General features: G+C 52.0%; 22 protein-coding genes and 3 pseudogenes. 6 read left to right on the forward strand and 19 right to left on the reverse strand.

Annotated features, from left to right (window positions below; all coding sequences use genetic code 11):
• Positions 1-37: 37 nt before the first annotated feature.
• The 7 genes and pseudogenes from tnpC to trbB all read right to left on the reverse strand — a co-directional run.
• Positions 38-1,576, reverse strand: coding sequence for an IS66 family transposase (gene tnpC, locus OGV85_RS06375; RefSeq protein ID WP_003843773.1), 1,539 nt, complete (start codon positions 1,574-1,576; stop codon positions 38-40).
• A gap of 49 nt (positions 1,577-1,625) precedes the next feature.
• The gene (gene tnpB / locus OGV85_RS06380; protein WP_003843771.1) at positions 1,626-1,973 is read right to left on the reverse strand and encodes an IS66 family insertion sequence element accessory protein TnpB; all 348 of its coding nucleotides are present in this window, start codon (positions 1,971-1,973) and stop codon (positions 1,626-1,628) included.
• Positions 1,970-2,350, reverse strand: a complete 381-nt coding sequence (gene tnpA / locus OGV85_RS06385) for an IS66-like element accessory protein TnpA (protein ID WP_032939119.1) — start codon at positions 2,348-2,350, stop codon at positions 1,970-1,972. Before tnpA ends, tnpB begins: the two co-directional genes overlap by 4 nt.
• Before the next feature lie 93 nt (positions 2,351-2,443).
• A pseudogene (gene traG, locus OGV85_RS06390) lies at positions 2,444-4,648 on the reverse strand (conjugal transfer mating-pair stabilization protein TraG); the annotation flags it as partial.
• Positions 4,648-6,012 (reverse strand): conjugal transfer pilus assembly protein TraH, encoded by a 1,365-nt coding sequence (gene traH / locus OGV85_RS06395; RefSeq protein ID WP_057064242.1) that lies wholly within the window; start codon positions 6,010-6,012, stop codon positions 4,648-4,650. The pseudogene traG and the gene traH, both read right to left, overlap by 1 nt.
• A complete protein-coding gene (locus OGV85_RS06400) occupies positions 6,005-6,274 on the reverse strand; it encodes a hypothetical protein (protein ID WP_057064241.1) in 270 nt (89 codons plus the stop codon). The genes traH and OGV85_RS06400 overlap by 8 nt, the downstream gene beginning before the upstream one ends.
• A gap of 17 nt (positions 6,275-6,291) precedes the next feature.
• Positions 6,292-6,741 (reverse strand): annotated as a pseudogene (trbB, locus tag OGV85_RS06405) (F-type conjugal transfer protein TrbB); the annotation flags it as partial.
• A 91-nt stretch (positions 6,742-6,832) separates the two neighbouring features.
• On the opposite strand from trbB, the gene OGV85_RS06410 reads away from it, so the two are divergent.
• From OGV85_RS06410 to OGV85_RS06420, 3 genes are all read left to right on the forward strand, one after another.
• Complete coding sequence (locus OGV85_RS06410) at positions 6,833-8,173, forward strand: ISNCY family transposase (protein WP_058671058.1); 1,341 nt, start codon at positions 6,833-6,835, stop codon at positions 8,171-8,173.
• Positions 8,174-8,815: 642 nt separating this feature from the next.
• Positions 8,816-9,388, forward strand: a complete 573-nt coding sequence (locus OGV85_RS06415) for a cytochrome b/b6 domain-containing protein (protein WP_001515348.1) — start codon at positions 8,816-8,818, stop codon at positions 9,386-9,388.
• A 199-nt stretch (positions 9,389-9,587) separates the two neighbouring features.
• Positions 9,588-10,511, forward strand: a complete 924-nt coding sequence (locus OGV85_RS06420) for a cation diffusion facilitator family transporter (protein ID WP_000167917.1) — start codon at positions 9,588-9,590, stop codon at positions 10,509-10,511.
• A 121-nt stretch (positions 10,512-10,632) separates the two neighbouring features.
• Here OGV85_RS06420 and OGV85_RS06425 read toward each other — a convergent pair.
• Positions 10,633-10,749 (reverse strand): annotated as a pseudogene (locus tag OGV85_RS06425) (hypothetical protein); the annotation flags it as partial.
• Positions 10,750-10,773: 24 nt separating this feature from the next.
• On the opposite strand from OGV85_RS06425, the gene relB reads away from it, so the two are divergent.
• Both relB and relE read left to right on the forward strand, forming a co-directional pair.
• Entirely contained in the window at positions 10,774-11,013 is a 240-nt protein-coding gene (relB, locus tag OGV85_RS06430) for a type II toxin-antitoxin system antitoxin RelB (RefSeq protein ID WP_000534858.1), read from the forward strand.
• Positions 11,013-11,300 carry a type II toxin-antitoxin system mRNA interferase RelE gene (relE, locus tag OGV85_RS06435; protein ID WP_000323025.1) on the forward strand — a complete coding sequence of 96 codons (288 nt, stop codon included), beginning with the start codon at positions 11,013-11,015 and terminating at the stop codon, positions 11,298-11,300. Before relB ends, relE begins: the two co-directional genes overlap by 1 nt.
• Here relE and OGV85_RS06440 read toward each other — a convergent pair.
• From OGV85_RS06440 to OGV85_RS06470, 7 genes are all read right to left on the reverse strand, one after another.
• Positions 11,284-11,418 (reverse strand): DUF5431 family protein, encoded by a 135-nt coding sequence (locus OGV85_RS06440; protein ID WP_100245768.1) that lies wholly within the window; start codon positions 11,416-11,418, stop codon positions 11,284-11,286. The two genes, relE and OGV85_RS06440, sit on opposite strands and share 17 nt — an antisense overlap.
• 158 nt (positions 11,419-11,576) lie before the next feature.
• Positions 11,577-11,903 carry a hypothetical protein gene (locus OGV85_RS06445; RefSeq protein ID WP_057102321.1) on the reverse strand — a complete coding sequence of 109 codons (327 nt, stop codon included), beginning with the start codon at positions 11,901-11,903 and terminating at the stop codon, positions 11,577-11,579.
• A 2-nt stretch (positions 11,904-11,905) separates the two neighbouring features.
• Entirely contained in the window at positions 11,906-12,628 is a 723-nt protein-coding gene (locus OGV85_RS06450) for a plasmid SOS inhibition protein A (RefSeq protein WP_057064208.1), read from the reverse strand.
• On the reverse strand, positions 12,625-13,059 hold the full coding sequence (gene psiB / locus OGV85_RS06455; RefSeq protein WP_057064207.1) for a conjugation system SOS inhibitor PsiB: 435 nt from the start codon (positions 13,057-13,059) through the stop codon (positions 12,625-12,627). The genes OGV85_RS06450 and psiB overlap by 4 nt, the downstream gene beginning before the upstream one ends.
• 35 nt (positions 13,060-13,094) lie before the next feature.
• Complete coding sequence (locus tag OGV85_RS06460) at positions 13,095-15,113, reverse strand: ParB/RepB/Spo0J family partition protein (RefSeq protein ID WP_057064206.1); 2,019 nt, start codon at positions 15,111-15,113, stop codon at positions 13,095-13,097.
• Between the two features lie 68 nt (positions 15,114-15,181).
• Positions 15,182-15,547 carry a hypothetical protein gene (locus OGV85_RS06465; protein WP_057064205.1) on the reverse strand — a complete coding sequence of 122 codons (366 nt, stop codon included), beginning with the start codon at positions 15,545-15,547 and terminating at the stop codon, positions 15,182-15,184.
• Positions 15,548-15,591: 44 nt separating this feature from the next.
• Positions 15,592-15,867 carry a hypothetical protein gene (locus OGV85_RS06470; protein WP_057064204.1) on the reverse strand — a complete coding sequence of 92 codons (276 nt, stop codon included), beginning with the start codon at positions 15,865-15,867 and terminating at the stop codon, positions 15,592-15,594.
• Between the two features lie 383 nt (positions 15,868-16,250).
• Here OGV85_RS06470 and OGV85_RS06475 point away from each other — a divergent pair, with 383 nt between their 5' ends.
• Complete coding sequence (locus OGV85_RS06475) at positions 16,251-16,382, forward strand: hypothetical protein (RefSeq protein WP_256445344.1); 132 nt, start codon at positions 16,251-16,253, stop codon at positions 16,380-16,382.
• Positions 16,383-16,617: 235 nt separating this feature from the next.
• Here the strand turns inward: OGV85_RS06475 and OGV85_RS06480 are convergent, their stop codons facing one another.
• The 4 genes from OGV85_RS06480 to OGV85_RS06495 form a co-directional block, all read right to left on the reverse strand.
• Entirely contained in the window at positions 16,618-17,181 is a 564-nt protein-coding gene (locus OGV85_RS06480; RefSeq protein WP_057064202.1) for a class I SAM-dependent methyltransferase, read from the reverse strand.
• Between the two features lie 46 nt (positions 17,182-17,227).
• Positions 17,228-18,610, reverse strand: a complete 1,383-nt coding sequence (locus tag OGV85_RS06485) for a DUF3560 domain-containing protein (RefSeq protein WP_057064201.1) — start codon at positions 18,608-18,610, stop codon at positions 17,228-17,230.
• A gap of 56 nt (positions 18,611-18,666) precedes the next feature.
• On the reverse strand, positions 18,667-18,894 hold the full coding sequence (locus OGV85_RS06490) for a CCDC81 family HU domain 1-containing protein (protein ID WP_057064200.1): 228 nt from the start codon (positions 18,892-18,894) through the stop codon (positions 18,667-18,669).
• Positions 18,895-18,987: 93 nt separating this feature from the next.
• Complete coding sequence (locus OGV85_RS06495) at positions 18,988-19,215, reverse strand: hypothetical protein (protein WP_057064199.1); 228 nt, start codon at positions 19,213-19,215, stop codon at positions 18,988-18,990.
• Positions 19,216-19,456 lie beyond the last annotated feature (241 nt).

The raw sequence follows: 19,456 nt of genomic DNA on the forward strand, positions 1-19,456 counted from the left end.
GTAAGCGTACAGCGAGAACCGTATTGACGGGAACGGGTTATTCAGTTGGCAGGGTTATTCGCCAGGGTAACAGTTCGCTGACCTGATTGACCGGCCAGTCAGCTATGACGTTGAGCACATGACAGAGATACCTCTCTGGCTCCACGCCGTTCAGTTTGCACGTCCCGATCAGGCTGTACAGCAGTGCTCCGCGCTCACCACCGTGGTCAGAGCCGAAGAACAAGAAGTTTTTGCGGCCCAGGCTGACCGTCCGCAGCGCATTTTCAGCGATATTGTTATCGGCTTCAGCCCAGCCATCGTCTGCATAGTACGTCAGTGCTGGCCACTGGTTCAGTGCGTACGCGAACGCCTTCGCCAGCTCTGAGTGTCGCGACAGCGTTTTCATCTTTTCACGCAGCCAGCTTTCCAGGGATTTCAGTCGCGGTTTAGCTTTCTGCTGACGCTCACCAAGACGCTGCTCTGCCGGCATTCCCCGTATTTCAGCCTCGATAGCATACAGTTCGCCTATCCGTTTCAGGGCTTCCTCCGTCAGCACTGATGGAGTACGAACGTGCACATCATGGATCTTGCGGCGGGCGTGAGCCCAGCAGGCTGCTTCAGTTATCTGTCCATTGCGGTACAGCTCGTTGAACCCGGCGTACGCATCCGCCTGCAGAACACCGCTGAAGCCCGCAAGATGGCTCTGCGGATGGATGCCTTTTCTGTCCGGGCTGTAAGCGAACCACACGGCCGGCGCCAGCGCTGACCCGGCGTTGCGGTCGTCGCGAACGTACGTCCACAACCGCCCGGTCTTCGTCTTTTTATTACCTGGTAACAGTACCGGGACGGGCGTGTCATCGGCGTGGAGTTTGCCACCCATCAGGACATAGTCCTGAAGCGCCTCTTCCAGCGGCGACAGTAGCCGGCAGCATGCATCCACCCAGCCCGACAGCAGTGAGCGACTCAGTTCCACGCCCTGGCGGCCGTATATTTCAGACTGGCGGTACAGTGGTGTGTGCTCTGCATACTTTGAGGTCAGCACGCGGGCCAGCAACCCCGGGCCGGCGATACCCCGCTCAATGGGCCGTGAAGGCGCCGCTGCCTGCACGATCGCATCGCACTGAGTACAGGCATGTTTTTCACGTACTGTCCGGATAACCCGGAAGGCGCTGCGCATCAGCTCCAGCTGTTCGGCGGCATCTTCACCCAGGTAACTCAGCGAACCACCGCACTCCGGGCAACAGGATTCTGCCGGAAGCATACGCTTTTCATCACGCGGGAGTGATTCGGGGAACGGTCTGCGGGTGCGGGTCTGACGCAGCGAGCGCTGCACTTCCGGGTCATCCACACGACCGGTCAGCGTATCGCTTTCTTTCTGAAGCACCTTCAGGTCAGCTTCCATCTGTGCGATACGACGGGATACTTTTTCGGAACGGCTGCCGAAGTTCATCCGGCGGAGTTTATCCAGCTGCGCCTGCAGGTGGTCTATTTCGCGCTCACGGTCGGCCAGCTTTTCCAGCAGGGCGCGGTTCAGCGCTTCCTGTTCGGCAAGCCGCTGTTTCAGCAGAAGGATTTCGTCAGAAGAGGTGTCGTTCATAAGCCCGTATTTTACCAGGCTTATTCAGCAACAACCAGGATAAAGAGGCCTACAACATGGTCAGAGATGTCAGCAACCGTTTAGGTTGTCGCCAGTCGATGCCTTCCATCAGCATCGCCAGCTGGGCCGGGGTCAGGAACACTTTGCCATCACGGGCAGAGGGCCAGGCGAAGCGACCACGCTCCAGCCGTTTGGTCAGCAGGCACAGCCCGTCGCCGGTGGACCACAGCAGTTTGACCTGGTTGCCGCTGCGACCCCGGAAGATGAAGACGTGGCCGGACATCGGATCGTCTTTCAGCGCCGTCTGTACTTTTGCGGCAAGACCGTTGAAGCCATTTCTCATATCAGTGGTACCGGCAACCAGCCAGATTTTGGTACCTGTTGGTAACGGGATCATCGCTTCAGCTCCTGTATCAGCAGAGCCAGGAACTTTTCGCTGACAGTGCCGTTGAGGCGGAGCGTCCCGTGCCGGAACGTTATCTCACAGCTGATACTGAGGGCTTCCGGGCTCTCAGTGGGCGGCTCTGGCTGTACGTCAGCGGCATCGAGAGTCACAGGAAGTAGCTGCGGGTTCTCTGAAGAAGGTAATAGCAGCTTTCCCTCGCGCCATTGTTGGCGCCATTTGAACAGCAGATTGGCGTTAATGCCATTTTCAAGCGCCAGTTTTGAGATGGATGTTCCTGGTTCGCAGGAGGCAGCAACGAGTTGTTGCTTAAACTCAGGAGAATAATTAGGGCAGCCTTTTCGCCTGCCGGGAGTCACATTTTTCTGCATATCTGACACTTTGGTTCCCACTACTTATTTGGTGGACACCACTTTGTCGGATGCTTCGGATTATGACCAGACGGTTCACGCTGTACGCTTACCATTAAGCGTGGCTGCAAATTGTTGAACATTGCTGGTTGCCGCATTCTCCGTATGATTTGAGCCATCACTCACTCGGCTACTGGTAACCATATCCATACCCTGACGGAAGTCATTAACTGCCTGGCTGTTCTTGTCATGTCGCAGATCTTGCGTACTGGAGTTAGTATTTTGTGTTCCGTGTGAACTCCCATCAGTCCCTTTGTACTCAACCCCCGTCTGCCCCTCCACACCTCCGCTGGCACCCAAAGTCCATTTGCCAATTTTGCCTATAGCTGAATCCCCAATATCTGCTTTACCATAAATTTTACCACCCGCATTAAAGCTGCCTTCCTGTGATTTAGACATCAACTGGTTGTATGCTTCCTGCGTGGAGATATTGTTTGCTTTGGCGTAGCTCTCCGCAGCGGACATCATCATACTTGCGCCACGTGTGGCATTTGTTGCCTGGCTGTTTTCACTGCCTGAACTCAGGCTGTCACTGGTACCACTCTGGCGAGATAACTGCGACAGTTGAGACCAGCCACTAGTCACGCTATGGTTATAGCCATCCAGTGCTGTTTGTGCCTGAACCTGCGACTGACGCGCTGATTCCTGAAATCCACTGCTGGCCAGCTGGCTGAGTTTCATATTCACCGGGAGATTAGACATAGCACCAGAGCCATCAATAACAGTATGGCCACCGGCAGTCATTGTCTGTGTAGAACCATTATCAGCCTGCCATGTCTGTTGGCCCTGACGTTGTACCAGGTTTGTATCCATTTTGTTCTGGTTTACGTTGTCCATCGACATATTGTTAAACGACCAGTTTCCATCTGCAGTCGTGGAAGATACACCTGCAGCCGTGAAGGCCGCCGAACTAAGCATACCTCCTGCAACCTGTGATCCGATTGCCGCCGCGCCCCGGGTAAGGTAGAACGAGAGAACAGGAATCGAGAGTGAAAGATATCCGGCCAGGTTTGCCACATCCGAATGCTGTAACGCCACAATATCTTTGTTAGAGAGGACGAGTGCCGTCCCTCCAGTTTTCGACTGCAACCAGTAATTTGAGGCGTAGTTAAGGATGGCGAACATGATTGGCCATAGCTGGAAATAGATAAAACCACTCACGTATATTTTCAGTGTATTCAGGCCGAATACACCGTGGTTAGTGGCCGCTAAAGCAATCATTAACGGGAAAAGACACACCAGGATCAACATCAGCAGTGATTGAGCAAATGGCAGTGTGCGTGTTGCCAGTTCGTTCCCTGATGCCCAACTGAGCCGTTGCTTAGTGGCCGCATTCTCTGTCGCCAGATTCAGCAAGTTTGCGGTATCTGACGAACGGGCTGCGAACCCTTTAATTCCCTGTCGTATCGCACTGTTGGTGATATTGTTCTTCATAATCTGCGAGGCAGTCATTCCTCCGGCATAAAAGAAGCCGTAGCTGTCCCCCATCGCACTGGAAAGCAGTGTTGCTCCATTGATTTTATTGCCGAATATCTTCTGCGTCAGCCAGGTAAACGTGGCGCTGCCAGGATTAGCTTCAACGTTGGCCAGCGTTTTAATTTCCGCAGCTGCCTGTTGGCAGGTTATAAACTGCCTCGTTGTGGAGGATGTTTTAAATATTCCACGCAACGGGCTTGGGTTACTGGTGATTAGCGCCAGCGGATCGGACGAGTTAAGCAGCTGATTCACGGTGTATTTCCCGTTCAGCAAAATGTCACCAATTACGCAGTTTTCCACATAATCCGGCAGCATCTGTGCCAGTTCCGGGTTCTGTGTCGTGAAGTCACTTGTTTCGGCCACTATCTGTGAACCAAAAAGCATCCCCGTTTTGCTGTAGGTTACTGAGTCCGGGCGAGCCATCAGAGAATCGTATAACGAAGTCATCTTATAGCCGACACTTGTCGTCAGAGAGGCAATACCAGCCAGTCCAACCGGAACATTATCGGTTTTCCAGACAGCTGCAGGATCAGATATATCGATCACCTGAACGGAACGCTTCGGAACTAACAAAATCGTGGTAATAATCATGAAAACAGCCAGCCACTGCACAAACAACATCGGGTTACGTTGTTTGATAAACATGATCAACGCAGCCAGTACCCCGAAGGTTCCCGCCATACGCATCAGCGTACTGAATGTACTGGATCCGATGAGGGTAACAACGGCGTCCAGCGCCGTTTTCCACATCCCCCCACCGTAAATGGTGTAAATCTCAAGCATCAGCGATCACCCCAATGGTAGTTGCTCTGGTATGAGCCGGAAACGATGGTGGATACCTGCTGTTGCAGGTACTGCATATTGCGGTCGATACCATCCAGCGCATTCTGATCTGCAGCTGACTGCAGTTTCATGTCAGCCAGAAGCCCCTGCGCGTGAATAACGTTGTCACGCAGCTTCGCGGCGGCTTCTTCCGGGAAATTTTTACCCGCCAGGGACATACTGGCCTGTTTAACAAGCTCCTGGAGATACTGAATCATCAGATCCTGCGCGATAAAATCCGACACCTGCAGCAGATAGGTCGCGCTCATTCCCATGCTCTGAGCGTTGGTCAGATATTTCAGTACCGGGACCGACGTGGTGTTCACAAACCCTTTTTCCTGGTCGGTCAACGGCCTGTCATCTACAAGTTTGTTCTGCATGGAGATCATCAGGTTTTTAACCAGGGTAACAAGAGCGCTTGATTCAGAAATACTGAGGTTGGTGACGACCGGATTAAGACAGAGTGAGGCTTCATCACATCCGTATACTTTCGCTGTACCACCGCGCATCAGGACTTTTATCAGGTCACGGTTATCAACCAGCGGCGTAAGAATAGTGACATCACCATTCCTGTTAAAAATGATTGAGCCGACGGTACTCATCACCAGTTCTTTCAGGGCGCGGTCACCACTCAATAATCCATTTTTGCTGAGTGAATCCCAGATGAGATTCTTGTTTTTCAACACCTGGTCTTTCTGCTTATCTCCGGCCCGCGACGTCACACTGTCGCTCTGCCCGCCGACCGTACACCCCTGACGCGATGCAGCCCAGTCCGCAAACATATTGGTTTCACCGGCAATGTCCTGACAGATCTTTTGTTGTGACACCTGTGTTACCGGCCATAACCCTCCTATGATGCCCTGTGCTGCCTGACACGAACTCATATTCATTGAGTTTACATCGCTGGCCAGTTTTTGCAGGAAGTCCTTAGCCTGTTTCAGTTCCGGGACCATCGTCTGCAAAGCAAGGTCAAAGGCATATCCCAGCGCGTTGCTCATGATCTGTTTAACAAAGCGCTGAATTTCTTCACCGCTAATCATGCTGAATGCACCAAGATAGGCATCAATGCCACCGCAGCCGGCATTGAGGGAGGGTAACTGCATCGAAATCAGTTGTACGTTTTTAACCGGATTTCGCAGATACACCGAACCACCTGAAAAGTAACCCGCAGCCTGTCCCTGCCATGCCTGCGCCTGCGAGACGTTTCCGCTGTACCCCAGACTGCCAAAAAATCCGTTCAGATCACCATTTACATCGGCCCGGACAGGGGATACTGACAGGCCCATAAAAAAAATACCTGTGGCTACTGCCAGCGACTTAATCATGCCCATGCCTCCTGAAAGCTGGTTTCTGAAGCGAAATCCGCAACGCATAATGTCCGGCAGTACAAGCCATAAAACCTGTGCTCAGTGAGAGCAAGAGCAGTACCGGTATGTCCTGCAGAAAGGTACTCAGCTCAGATTTTGAAAGCCCCCCTGCAAGTCGGGCAACCAGGAAGCCATAAATTGTCGCGGATACCAGCAGCGTCACGCTGAAAAGAAGCCAGACGCGCTCGGTACGCGAGAACGCATACGAATGTGTAGTCATTTTGTAGTCCGGTTTTATTACTGAGGAGTGACCTGCGCACTTGCCGGCATGGGGGGCAGCGTTTTCGGATCAACATTGTCGAGGTCAGCTTGTATGAGGCTGGCCATCCGACTTTCAAGAACAGGAATATCCATCACACCCTGCGTTAGTGGATAAGCCCTGAGCGTGTTGACGTTCACCATGAAGGCCGTCGGTGTGGCAATCGGCAGACCGTTACCAAAGAAGGTGACAATCTCATCTGCTATAGGGGAAGCAGGGTCTGTCTTGCGTGGTATCATTGGCGAGGGGTATGACGGATCACCGCCTCCATCGAGCGTATAAGGATAAACTTTGATATCGTGCTGATCGGCCCATTCTTTGATTTGAGGGTCGAATTTTGCGCTGTACTGACAATGTGCTTGCATAAACAATACAACCGCATAGTCCTTCATATTAACCTGACGACCGTCAGGTAATGTCATCAGACTGAGTGTCGTCCCGGGAGTGTTAACACCAAGCTGTAATGTCCCCTTTGAACCATTCTAAAATGTCCCCAGACAATTCTCTGGGGGATTTTTCATGATCAAAGAGACTGTTACGATGAGTCATAAGGAACTCGACCGACTTCACATTATTCAGGAGTCACTTAATCGCCATATTACTCAGGAACAAGCTGCGGCACGCATTGGCATTTCTATTCGGCAGGTTAAACGTCTGGTGCAACGGTATAGAAATGAAGGGCCTTCTGGTCTAGTTTCCCGCCGACGTGGAAAGCGTCCCAATAATTCCTTTTCTACCGAATTCAGAGCAACAGTAATTTCACTCCTCAAAGGCCGCTACGCTGATTTTGGACCTACGCTTGCGTGCGAAAAATTGCGCGAGATACACGGCTTGTGTTTATCCATTGAAACTCTCAGGAAGTGGATGGTAGAGGAGGGCATATGGCGCGAACGTCGTCGTAAGTTTGCCCGAATTTATCAGCGCCGGATGCGGCGCCCATCCTACGGTGAACTCATCCAGATTGATGGCTCGCCTCATGACTGGTTTGAAGGTCGGGGCCCCAAATGCACACTGATAGTCTTTATCGATGATGCTACCAGCGCTCTGATGGCGCTACGATTCGCTCCTGCAGAAACAACCCGGGCTTACATGGAAACCCTCCGGGGTTACCTTAATGATCATGGCGTACCACTGGCTCTCTATTCTGACAGACACAGTATATTCAGAGTAAATAACCCGGAGCGGGAAGGAGAGTTGACTCAGTTCACACGTGCGATAAAGACACTGGGCATCGAGCCAATCCATGCCAACAGCCCGCAGGCAAAAGGGCGGGTAGAGCGTGCCAATCAGACACTGCAGGACAGGCTGGTCAAAGAAATGCGGCTTCAGGGTATCAGTGATATTGAAACAGCAAACGCATGGTTGCCGACCTTTATTGAAGCCTATAACAACCGGTTTGCTACGCCGCCTCGTATTGCTGATAACGCCCATCTTGATGTACACCATTCTGAAGAGGAACTGGGTTATATCTTCAGCCTCCAGGCGAAGCGCGTTCTCTCCAAAAATCTCACTTTCCAGTACAAAAGCAGTGCGTTTCAGATTCGCAGTGAAGGCCGGGGATATCGACTTCGGCATTCGGTTGTCACGGTATGCGAAAGCTTTAACGGTGAAATTAAGGTTCTGTATAATGGGAAAGCGTTGGGATGGGAAAAATATGTTGATGGCCCGGAGCCTATACCACTGGATGATGAAAAAAGTGTCCATGAACGTGTGGATAATGCCCGTTTTGATTTACGCTCAAAATTCTACGTAAAACCTAAAGCTGACCATCCTTGGCTCACGCGCCGCACGCAAAGTAATCAGCAAGTGAAGCCCCCTAAATTACCCAGAAAGAAGGCTGATCCCGATAAAATGGACTGAAACCAGGCGTTATTCAGTTGAGTGCATATCCAGTCATAGGATAGATTCTTACGTAGCGTTTCTGGCGTGCATTTTCGGGTGGTTTGTTACTGTTTTTAACGGGGACACGTCAGAAACGCGCTCAGGCCGTCTGAGCGGTACGCGTAATGCGGCGTTATGGTAAATAGCCTATGCTAATGTCCGCTAAGAGCGAGAAGCGGACATTGCAGACTGCCCAGTAGAAAAAGTGCTATCAGAATTATCTAAAGGAAGATCGTATTTACCATGTCTCATTCTAACTGTTTAATAAATTACAAAAATTAAAATTTCCATTTAATATCATCGCGTTAAGCAAGAGAATTAAACCTCTCATTTAATTTATGATTCTTATTTAATTCATGAGTTGGTGTAAAAATAGGTTGCCGCACTATAGAAAGACACATATTTAAACCCAGCAGGAAATCATATTTGAAAGTAATGTGTTTAAGGGGCTGCGTAACAAGAACAGCAAGTAAACACATAGTAATAACAGTTACCATTCCCATTTCGCAAGTGGCCATATCAGAGGTGAACTAATGCCTGCTGCAATTTTAAGAATTAAGGTTATCCTAATAATTCTTTTGTATGATTAAGATCATCGATAAATTTACTAAGGACTCATTAATGAAATTGCGACTCTGGAATCTATTACCCCATGATTACGCTCCTTTTTTTCGTATTCTTCACATCATTGTGGCATTTCTAATATTATCACAAATTATTAACTCTAATCTGACAGAGACCGAAGCAATTGGTGAACATAGTCTTGAAGGAGTTATAACTTGGATGCACATTATTTCAGGGTTAGGACTGATTATTTGTGGTTTTATTATGTTAAGTTGGATGCTTACTCAAAGAGGTTTTACTTATTATTTTTCATGGGTAGGGCTTGACTTTAGTGGTATTAAGCAAGATATAAAAACGTTGACTAGTTTCCGACTGCCCGATGCACATTCGGGAGGTATTGCCAGTACAATCCAAGGATTTGGAGTTCTAGCATTGCTAATTGTAGCACTTTCAGGTGGCCTATGGTTCTTGTTGAATACCATGCAGTCAAATCTGGCTGAAACAGTAATCCACTGGCATAAGTTCTTTACTACTTTCATTGAGGTCTATTTTTATGCACATGGTGCAATGGGAGTTTTGCATATTTTAATTGAAAAATATAAAAGCCGCTCAGTTAACCTAAGTGACTAATCTGTTGTGAGATAATATTACTTCAAGTTGAAGAAAACCCTAAAAATAAAATTTAGTTTACTAGAAGATGAAACAGCACTTGCAGAGACTTTTTAATTAAATTTAATAAAAACGAAAAAATATTCATGGCGAAATGATTGTTTAATTATCTATCATGGATAGAAATGTGAGTTAGTCGTCCTATTTTAGGAAGTTAATAATGACTAAAACAAAAGGGTTACCTCGTCCGCTGACGCACTACGCTTGGCTTTCCATTGCCACGGCTATTGCCACTATCGGACTCAAAGGTGTGGCGTGGAAAATGACCGGTTCGGTCGGTCTGCTATCTGATGCCATCGAATCCGTAGTTAACCTCGCAGGAGCCCTAATGGCGCTCTGGATGCTGACCTTGGCTGCGCTTCCGGCCGATGAGAACCATGCATATGGGCACGGCAAAGCCGAATATTTCTCGAGTGCTTTCGAAGGATTTCTGATCCTATTGGCGGCAGCCAGTATCGCCTATACCGCAGTTGAGCGGATGTTAACTCCACAGCCGCTTGAGGAGATTGGTCTCGGATTACTGGTTTCAACAGTCGCATCAATCCTTAATTTTGTGACGGCTCGCATTTTGTTAAGGGCTGGCAGGCAGCACAACTCTATCACTCTTGAGGCAGATGCTCATCACCTGCTGACCGATGTCTGGACGTCGGTCGGTGTCATTTTTGGTGTCGGACTGGTTTATCTGACCGGCTGGTTTTGGGTCGATCCGATCGTTGCATTGCTGGTCGCAGCCAACATCGTTTGGACTGGTTATCAGCTTATGAGTCGTTCAGCTGCAGGTCTGATGGACGTATCGCTACCCACGGAAGAACTCAAAAAAATCGAGTCACTGCTGGCAGGATATCGTGAACAGGGGCTTGATTTCCATGCACTACGTACACGCCAGGCTGGCGGGCGGGCGTTTATGACAATGCACATCCTAGTTCCTGGGCGATGGACTGTTCAATATGGGCACGACTGGGCCGAGCGTATAGAGAATGATATCCGCACCGCACTGCCTTTTATCCATATCACCACTCATGTGGAACCGTTGGAAGATCCCGCGTCAATGAACGACCAAACGCTCGACATTTCTGATCACTAAACTAACCACATGTCGCTGGTCGGGCAGGGTAACAAACCTCGCTCTACAAAAATTTCAGGTATTCTCTATAATTCTGAGGGTACTTGATGTGACCTGCGCCCAATTGTTGGGCACGCAATATTTTTAAAAAGTCCGCTTCTGGCACAAAGCGGACAGTGATCACCGTTCTTACGACTACTTTCTGACTTACTTCGTGACTTGCCCTAAGCATGTTGTAGTGCGATACTTGTAATGACATTTGTAATTACAAGGGGTGTAAGACATGGGTAGCATTAACCTACGTATTGACGATGAACTTAAAGCGCGTTCTTACGCCGCGCTTGAAAAAATGGGCGTAACTCCTTCTGAAGCGCTTCGTCTCATGCTCGAGTATATCGCTGACAATGAACGCTTGCCGTTCAAACAGACACTCCTGAGTGATGAAGATGCTGAACTTGTGGAGATAGTGAAAGAACGACTTCGTAATCCTAAGCCAGTACGTGTGACGCTGGATGAACTCTGATGGCGTATTTTCTGGATTTTGACGAGCGGGCACTAAAGGAATGGCGAAAGCTGGGCTCGACGGTACGTGAACAGTTGAAAAAGAAGCTGGTTGAAGTACTTGAGTCACCCCGGATTGAAGCAAACAAGCTCCGTGGTATGCCTGATTGTTACAAGATTAAGCTCCGGTCTTCAGGCTATCGCCTTGTATACCAGGTTATAGACGAGAAAGTTGTCGTTTTCGTGATTTCTGTTGGGAAAAGAGAACGCTCGGAAGTATATAGCGAGGCGGTCAAACGCATTCTCTGAACCAAAGCATGACATCTCTGTTTCGCACCGATGGTGACACTTCTGCTTTGCGTTGACAATGGCCTTCTTCTCCTTGCCTTGCGGCATCTAAGAGGCTATCCTGATGTTGTCTAGGCATACAGGTGGCCTCGTGGGTTAATGAAAATTAACTACGGGGCTTTCTGCTTTTTGCCACACAACCCGGCAACAAACCACCTTCACGTCATGAGGCAAAAAGCCTCAAGCGCCACCGCCATTATACCGCACACCGTCACTGTCTGACCAGGTTTCCTGCTCTTATCGTGCTGATTTTCCGCGAAAATACTCCGGTCGGGTTTCCAGCTCCCGCTCGATAAGTTCATCAGCAAACAATGGCGCAATCCGGTTTACACGCCGCTCCAGATTTCGTCTGCGGGTGGCAGCTTTTCGTTCATCGCTCCAGCGTCTGATCTGTCTGTCATCCAGAAAATCGACGCATACGGCATACCCGGCCCCCGCCACCCACAAAGACATGACTGATTCAGGAGCCTGCTGTCCGGCATCCACTACTTCGGACACCAGTTCATGCGGCCCCGGACACGGCCTGTGTGGCAACTTCCACCGCAATGAATAGCGCCATTTCATAATCAGCTCCGGTCTGTCAGTTTGTTGGGAACCAGCCAGTTTTCTGCCTGACGCAGGGCATCCGGAGTTTCCTTCACAATACAGGTAATTTCATACATAACTTCGTACAGCGGTGCATTGCTGTAACGCGACCAGTCAAGTTCTTTCAGCGAAGTGAACCGCGTCTGCCAGCGCCAGAATGCAGATTCAAGCTCACGCGCGTCAAACTCGTCTGCCCAACGCCGGTACCAGATATTGACAGTTTCAGGTGACTGAAAATTCAGTTCAGTCACCGCCTGTCCGAGAAGGTTCTGACGCAATCGCCATGCATGGTCAACCTGGCGGGCTACCCTCCGCATTTTTCGTGTGAAGCTGATTTTCTCTCTGTGTAATCGTCTGTCTGTACGCGTGTGTATGACTTCAGGAAACAACTCGGCCTGTACATCGAGGTTCAGCGGCAGCGGGCAAGCTTCACCGCCTGTGGCGATCATCCTGTCCAGCGCCTCTTCAACCTGTTTCAGGGATACCAGCCGGTTCCGCGGCTCCCAGTTCAGTCCGGGGATCTGGCGTGCAACCGTAGCATTCAGTCGGCCGCATCCGGTCAGCAACCGGAGAAAAGCCCGGACATGTGGTAAGGCAGGTAACCGCGCACCACGTTCACGGGAAGTTTCCACGTTAATAATGGCCTGAAGTGCCGCCTGACGGGCAGGCTTCAGCGTAACAAGAGAGTGTGCTGACGGGATCATGCCACCACCTCCTTATTCAACAGGCTAACAACAGTTCGGGCTGAACAGCCAAACCGGCGCATACCAGCCACCTGGCTGACCAGCGCATTGATGCTTACGGGGTCGAGTTTCTCTCCCTGCCAGAGCGTGCGAACAACCAGACCTCCAGCTGACAGTAAAACAACAAGCCAGTACGGGGAAATGTCGCCGGGGCTACATACGCACAGATGATAATCATCACAACCATCAGCACTAAGACGGCACTGAACAGGGAAAAAACCACCAAACTCCATGCGGTACTCGGCGCAGATACACCAGTTCTGAGGTACAGCCAGCATACGGGTTACGGCATCACTGAGTTCATTGCGAGCATCCTCACCCTTCTGGCGGATATACTCCATATCGTAAGCGGTCAGGCTGTTAATTTTGTTCAGATCATAAATCATGGTCATGTCGTTCCCGCCGCCCGAAGGCGGCGGCCTCCGTCTTAAGCTGCGTGGTCTGTATGGTCAGTTTCTGTTAACTCAGTTTCATCCTGTTCAACAGGTTGAGTACGAACCATCCAGTCTGGTAACCAGCCTTTTACACTCAGTTCATCTGCGGCAGCGGCAGCAGCATCACGGCGTTTGAGCTTCACAACTTCCCGCGCTCTTTCCGCCATCCCTGCTTCTTCATAAGCCTTGCCGATCTGAGAAATTTTTAGTTTTCCGAAGTAGCTGGTCGCATCCGGCTGCCACCATTTGCGCAGGTCAAAGTCCAGAGCAGCTTCCAGCCCATCCAGTTCACTCCGCTCGGTACGGTTATACAGGCGTTCCTGAATACCGTTGATCCCATGTGCTGCGCAGAATCCCAGCAGGGCGCACACCTGTTCCGCAGACCATGACAGCAACCAGGTGAAATCCAGATGCCAGTTTTCCGGCAACGTCGCCTGAAATGCTTCACGCTGAACCTTAAGTGACAATAAAGCTTTGCCCTCATCACCGGACGGAGCCAGAGAGGCGAGCAGATACTGATTACTGGTGACTGAGGCTTTGAGGGGTTCACTACGCTGACCATAACTGCGTTCAAACAGACCGAGACACAGTGTCCATGTCAGCAGCGCCACAGACACGTCAGGACGTCCCGCCAGTTCAGCCTGTACCGCGAGAGTACGTTCAGCGGACATAGCTTTAACCAGCGTTGCCGGATATGCATCGGCAGGTGTTTCCGGCGTGGTGTAGGTGATTACATTGTTATCCTGCGTCTGTCGCGCCTCTCGTTCCTGTTCTTCCTGTGCGCGATCTTCGTCAGTCAGTTTGCGGATACCTGGCTGAACCTGAAAATTGCCGTTATCCCATGACACCCATACACCATGCTTCGCCCGAAATTCCGGCGTGGCCTCGCGGTATTTGGCCTCGATGCGGATATCATCAATCTGTTGCTGAAATTCGTACTGATCATCATAGGACGAGCAATCCTCGATGGCATTTTCAAGTTCATCGATACGGCGTTGTTCATCATCAGTCAGCACAGCCGCTGGCATGGCAAAGCGATACAGCTCTTTATCTTCGCCATGACCGCTGAGTTCCGTCATACGAAACTCAGCCCAACCCCAGCCCTGTTCCTGCCGGATACGCGCAGCCGTCACCGTCAGTTTTCCGGTGAGCAAAGATTTCACCAGCGCGGCATCAGCAAAAGTACTGTCTTTATCGCTAAACAGATCTGCGGTCAGATGACCTCCTGCTGCGAGGTAGGCTTCTTCACCGACAAAGACAAACATCGGATGGCTTATGGCCATTTTGTCATCTGTGGCCATTTTACGGAGAGTATGTACACTCGGAGTGCGATGTTGTTCGACAGCTTCTTTCCAGACCTGCTCCTGACGCTCGTGAGAATCAGCCAGGGTCAGAGCTTCACAATGCTCAAGGGTAATCTCATCCCGCGCCAGTGCATCCAGCAGGGATGGCGCAAGGTTCGCCAGTTTCAGACAGCGCTGAACATGGCGAGGTGCATATCCCAGCAGAGCGCCAATTTGTGAGGGGGTTCGCCCTTCTCGCTCAAGATTACGGAAGCCGACAATCTGCTCGGCAGGGTGCATAATTTTGTGTTTGCCATTCTCCGTCATGGAGGCAGCCACCGCGAGGTCCAGCGGAACGACTTTTACCGGAACAAACGGAAATTCAGCATCCACACTTCCCCGCACAACAAGAACACCCAATGCTCTGCGGCGACCTTCACCTGCCACAATCCCGATCGTTCCATCCGGCTGTTCGACGCCGACCAGATTCTGTAGGATCCCCACGGCAGCAATACTGTCAGCCAGTTCTTCCACTTCCTTGTCAGTATGCTTAATCAGACGCACATTCAGATCTGATGCAGACAAACGCGTATAAGCGATTTGCTGTACGGGGAGCACAGCTAAAAGCTGGCTCAGAGTCTGATCTGTAGCAGGAGCGGTTGTGGGTTCAGATTTCTTATTACGTCTGGATTTATTCGTTTTGCTTGCCGTAGTATTAGTGGCGACCATAATTTTTACCTCTCTAGTTTAAGTGATGGTCAGTCGTGACCGGATTGCCCTCCGGTCACGACATTCTTTCAGTTGGTTAGACGTTTCGGATGTTCAGCCAGCGCGGCAAAAGACGGATAAACGTCGAGCATTTTCATCATTGCCTGTGCGCTATCCAGCATTGCACTGTCTGATGGTGTTGCGCGGTTTCCGCAGACTGCGACCGTTGCCAGAACAGCCGCTTTCATGTCAGAAAAACGCTCATGCATACGGGTACTGAACAGGATGCGTTCCCCGTCAACCATGATTTGCCAGTTAGAACAATCATTGAAACGCGTGTCCACGTTATCGAACTCAACCACATGACTCTCTGTGGCCTGAATACGCAGCAACTTCACAATGTCAGGGCTTTTGCCCACATGGTTGGTGGTCAGAGCATTTTTCATTTTCAGCATGATGTTCCCCTTTTGTTTGTTAAAAATGGCCAGTCAGCCATCATTCACTTCTGTTCGACGTAGCGCAGGTTTCGGTCCAGATCCGCAATAAAATCAGGCTCAAATGACCACGCCCGCCAGTTGAGTAAACCGTTTGTACGGATTTCCACCTGAACATCGCCATAGCGATCCACTTCAGCGATGGTGACCGTGACTCCCTTTTTGAGGTTTATTGAACCTGCCACGCGTTCACGAGCAACTGCTGCCAGATTTTGCCCTTCCCCCATCTTCCTGGAAGATTCTTGAGCGGCGGTTTTGACGTTGACGTTTCGTGTGTGCATCCTGGTTTTCTCCTGTGGTGATGGTTTTCCATCTCCCTGGTGAGTTCTCTCGCGGCAAAGGGCAAAGGAGCAACGGCTGACGAATGAACGCAGGGGCGTCACCGCAGGCCGCAGCGCAAGCGAGCCGACAGGCGAAGTGCGAACGGGCGAGGAACGGCGAAGCGTACCCTTGCGGGCAGGCGGATGACGGTGCTACAAGCAGCCCTCCGCGTGAGGACACACAGGGCGATGGCCTCACCGGATGAACAGGATGCACACACCCGACACGTCGGAACGGCGTGGCGGCATCAGAGCGACGGCATCGCCGGCGCGGTGGAGGCGGCGCGGCCGGCACGGGCGCAGCAAGCCGCAGGGTTTGACCTTCGCCATCAGACCCTAGCCGCATGGCCCGAAACCCGCAGGGGTTCGGCGGAGACTGGCAGGTGCGCAGCAGCTGCCCTGGCGGAGTGGGACTCGACGACTGGACAGCGCCAGCTGGTCAGGAGCCGAAGGGGGCCAGCGCCCTGGGTATTTAGTTTTTGAAAAAATAGGCTCAGTTGCTGATTCCCATCGGGAGAGGTAATAGCTACAGGAGCAAGGGGCAGAAGAAGACAGAAATACAGCCCGTTGCAAAGCCATTCATCAGAACGGCTATGACGCGAAATGAAGGGCGTTGCGCGTCAGCGCAATGCCTTTCAGCGCCGCAGGCGCGCGGCCTTTTCCGGCGCGGCCAGACGGGGGCATCCTCCCCCGCCCGGCTCACTGTGCCCGTCAGGTCTGAATTCTGAGCAGGACGGTTGAAACACCGGTATACGTGAATGTGCCACGCGGCAGCGGCTCCCAGACATCAGACAGGGGTTTCAGGATCTTCTGCTGGCGTGGCCCGTTCAGACAAACCGCCGTCAGTATTCCGCCGGATTCGAGCAGCGTTAAGGCGTACTGTATGTGACGGATATCCTGGGCATGCTGAAACGGCGGATTCATCAGGATTTTGCTGTAGGTGCTTCCCGGCTGGTAATCCAGAAAATCCCCGCACCGGACGTTAACGCCCGGAAACACTGCCCGCAGATGCGCGGCTAACGCGGCGTTAAGCTCCACGGCGTCACACCGTGCCAGCGGGGCCACCTCCCGGATGGCCCGTAAAATGGCCCCCGTTCCGGCCTCCGGCTCCAGTATCCGGTCAGAATCGTTAAGCTCTGCCAGGTCAGCCATCTGACGACAGACCGGATCGGGAGTGACGAAAAGCTGCGAGCTGGCCCGGATTTCGGCCACGGGTGTGCGCCCGTCAAGTCTGGCCTGCATCGCCTGAATGCGATCCCTGAGTTCACTATGCATATAAATGGCCCTTACCTCCCCGGCGTAATGCCGGGGAGTCTGTCGGTTATTTTTGCGGGATTGCCACGGTTTTCATGTCGGTGATGTACACGTTATCGAGCGTGTAACCGCTGGTCATGATGCGGCGGAAGCGGTACGCGCCATGCTCATCATTTTCAGCGACACCCCGGACCGATTTATAATCAGCCGGGGTTTTCGACCATTCGGCTTTGGTTATTTCGCGGAAACCCTCCCCCGGATAGTTGACGATCGGCGGGCGTTTCGCGGCCTGTTTTGCGGCGCGGGCTTCTTCCGCAGACGGGGCTTTGTAGTCCGTGATGCGGTCGGGGGTCAGTGTCATGGTCCCGTTGCAGCGCATAAAGCTGTAATACGGGGTGACAACCGAACTGACCGCGCCGTTACTTTTATTGATGCGGATGATGGTCAGCCATTCGCCCCGACTCTGGACCTGCCCGCCCGGCTCAAAATCCTGGGTACGGGTGACCACGCCGCCGCTTTCGTCCAGCATGGCGCGTTCATAGGCCAGGCGGTTCTGGTAGTGATTCAGCCAGCGCTGCTGATGGCGGATCGTGCGCTCATGATAAGGGGCGGCAATATCGCGGGCCTGTTCAAAAGTAATAATCTCATTCTCAAGCGCCGAATGCAGGGACATCCGGCCTTCGTACTGGCTTTTCTCCGGCGGGCGCGGGTATTTCTCCAGCGTGAAACAGGTGTACATATGATCGTAATTGCTGACAAGCCGCGCCATTTTCAGATCAAGCGTCTGCGCCCGCCACATCGTCAGATATTTCTGCGCCTGTGCAATGTTCCGCTCCGCCTTGCGCTTGTCCGCCTCAATCTTTCTGATACGGCGGTAACGCACATCCGGGCGTTCTTTGTATTTCGCCAGACGCAGGGATGCATGTGCCCGATCCTCCCAGTATTCCGCACGTTCAAAGAGCATCACGGCGCGTTTCATGCCGTTTTCAATACGCTGCGCATCCCGTCGCGCACGGCGTTCGCTGTGATGGCCAACCAGGATCGGCTGTCCGAACGGGATAACCGACGCCAGCGCGTCCACCTGCGCGAGCGTCTGCTCTGACTCCCCGGCGCGTTTTTCGCTGTAGCCGCTGAAACGGTCAGCGCGTTGTTCCTGACGGTCAAACAGGGTGTTGTCATCGTCTTCAATATCTCCGGCAAGAGACAGAAGCACGTCCTCACGGGCTGGCGTCCAGGCTGGCGCGACAAACAGCGCCTGTTTCGGTGCCCAGCGAAAACCCACGGCATGGATTTTCTGATAGGTTTCATCATCAAGGCGCTCTGCGGCATACAGGCGCAGCTTGTTGTCATCCGGGGAGTATGTCGCCCGGTACGACTGCGCGGGGGTGTCTTCAGACGCGGGCGGCGGGGTGATGCTGGCAGTCAGTGCCAGGGCGGTGGTCTGTGTCATGTGGGTTTCTCCTTCCTGTGGTTGCCGCCCCTCGCGGGGGCGGCTCACCTGATTAGTTACAGTCCGCGTTTCAGTTTCAGGGTGCGAAGCACCTGGCCGAACGCATCATTAGTCATCGCGGGAATATGCACCCCGCGCCTCTTGCAGATACGCCTGGCAATATGTCGCCCGAACGCTTTTAATTCGGGTTTAATCTCTGATGCGGATAGCTCGGCGCGCCTGATGCGCTTATGTTTGTGGGGCTTTACAGCTCCGGCGGAAGGTGAAACAATAGAAACGGTCATATAAAGTTAACTCCTTATGGTAGTTAATGAAGCCGTAAAAGCCGTTAGCGCGACTTTTACGACGTGGATAAAGCAGGGTTTACCCTGCTTTTTTCATGTCTGCGGGTTGCTGCCCGTCCCTTCTGCCTCCTTCTGTACTTTGTCCGTAATATCTTCGGGGTCGCCTAAAAACCAGCCGCAGACGGGTTGATAACGTTCGATAAATGCCCTGACAGCCCGCTTTCCGGTCACGGCGCGGATACGGGTAAACATCGGTATAACGCCCTGTGCATCGCGTCCACTGAACGCAATCTGATAAACACGCATCGCCTGAGCCTGCATTTTTCTTCCTCCTGGTTTTTAAAGAACATCACCCGTTGAGTTTCGGGAGCCGCGGTGTTGACGTTTGCGGGAACCTGCTGCGCTGTTCCCCTGGTATTTAACTTCACCCGTTTGAGAACCTTCGCCGCAGGGGCGTAAACGAGCACGGGCGATGGCAGCTGTCCTGGGCGCGGTTTACCGCGTGCCATTTACCCTGGACGGCTGACAGCGTTTGTGCTTGTCTCAGCCCGGGCGAGAGGGG

It is taken from the genome of Citrobacter sp. Cf132 (assembly GCF_030333885.1).
Lineage (GTDB): Bacteria > Pseudomonadota > Gammaproteobacteria > Enterobacterales > Enterobacteriaceae > Citrobacter > Citrobacter freundii.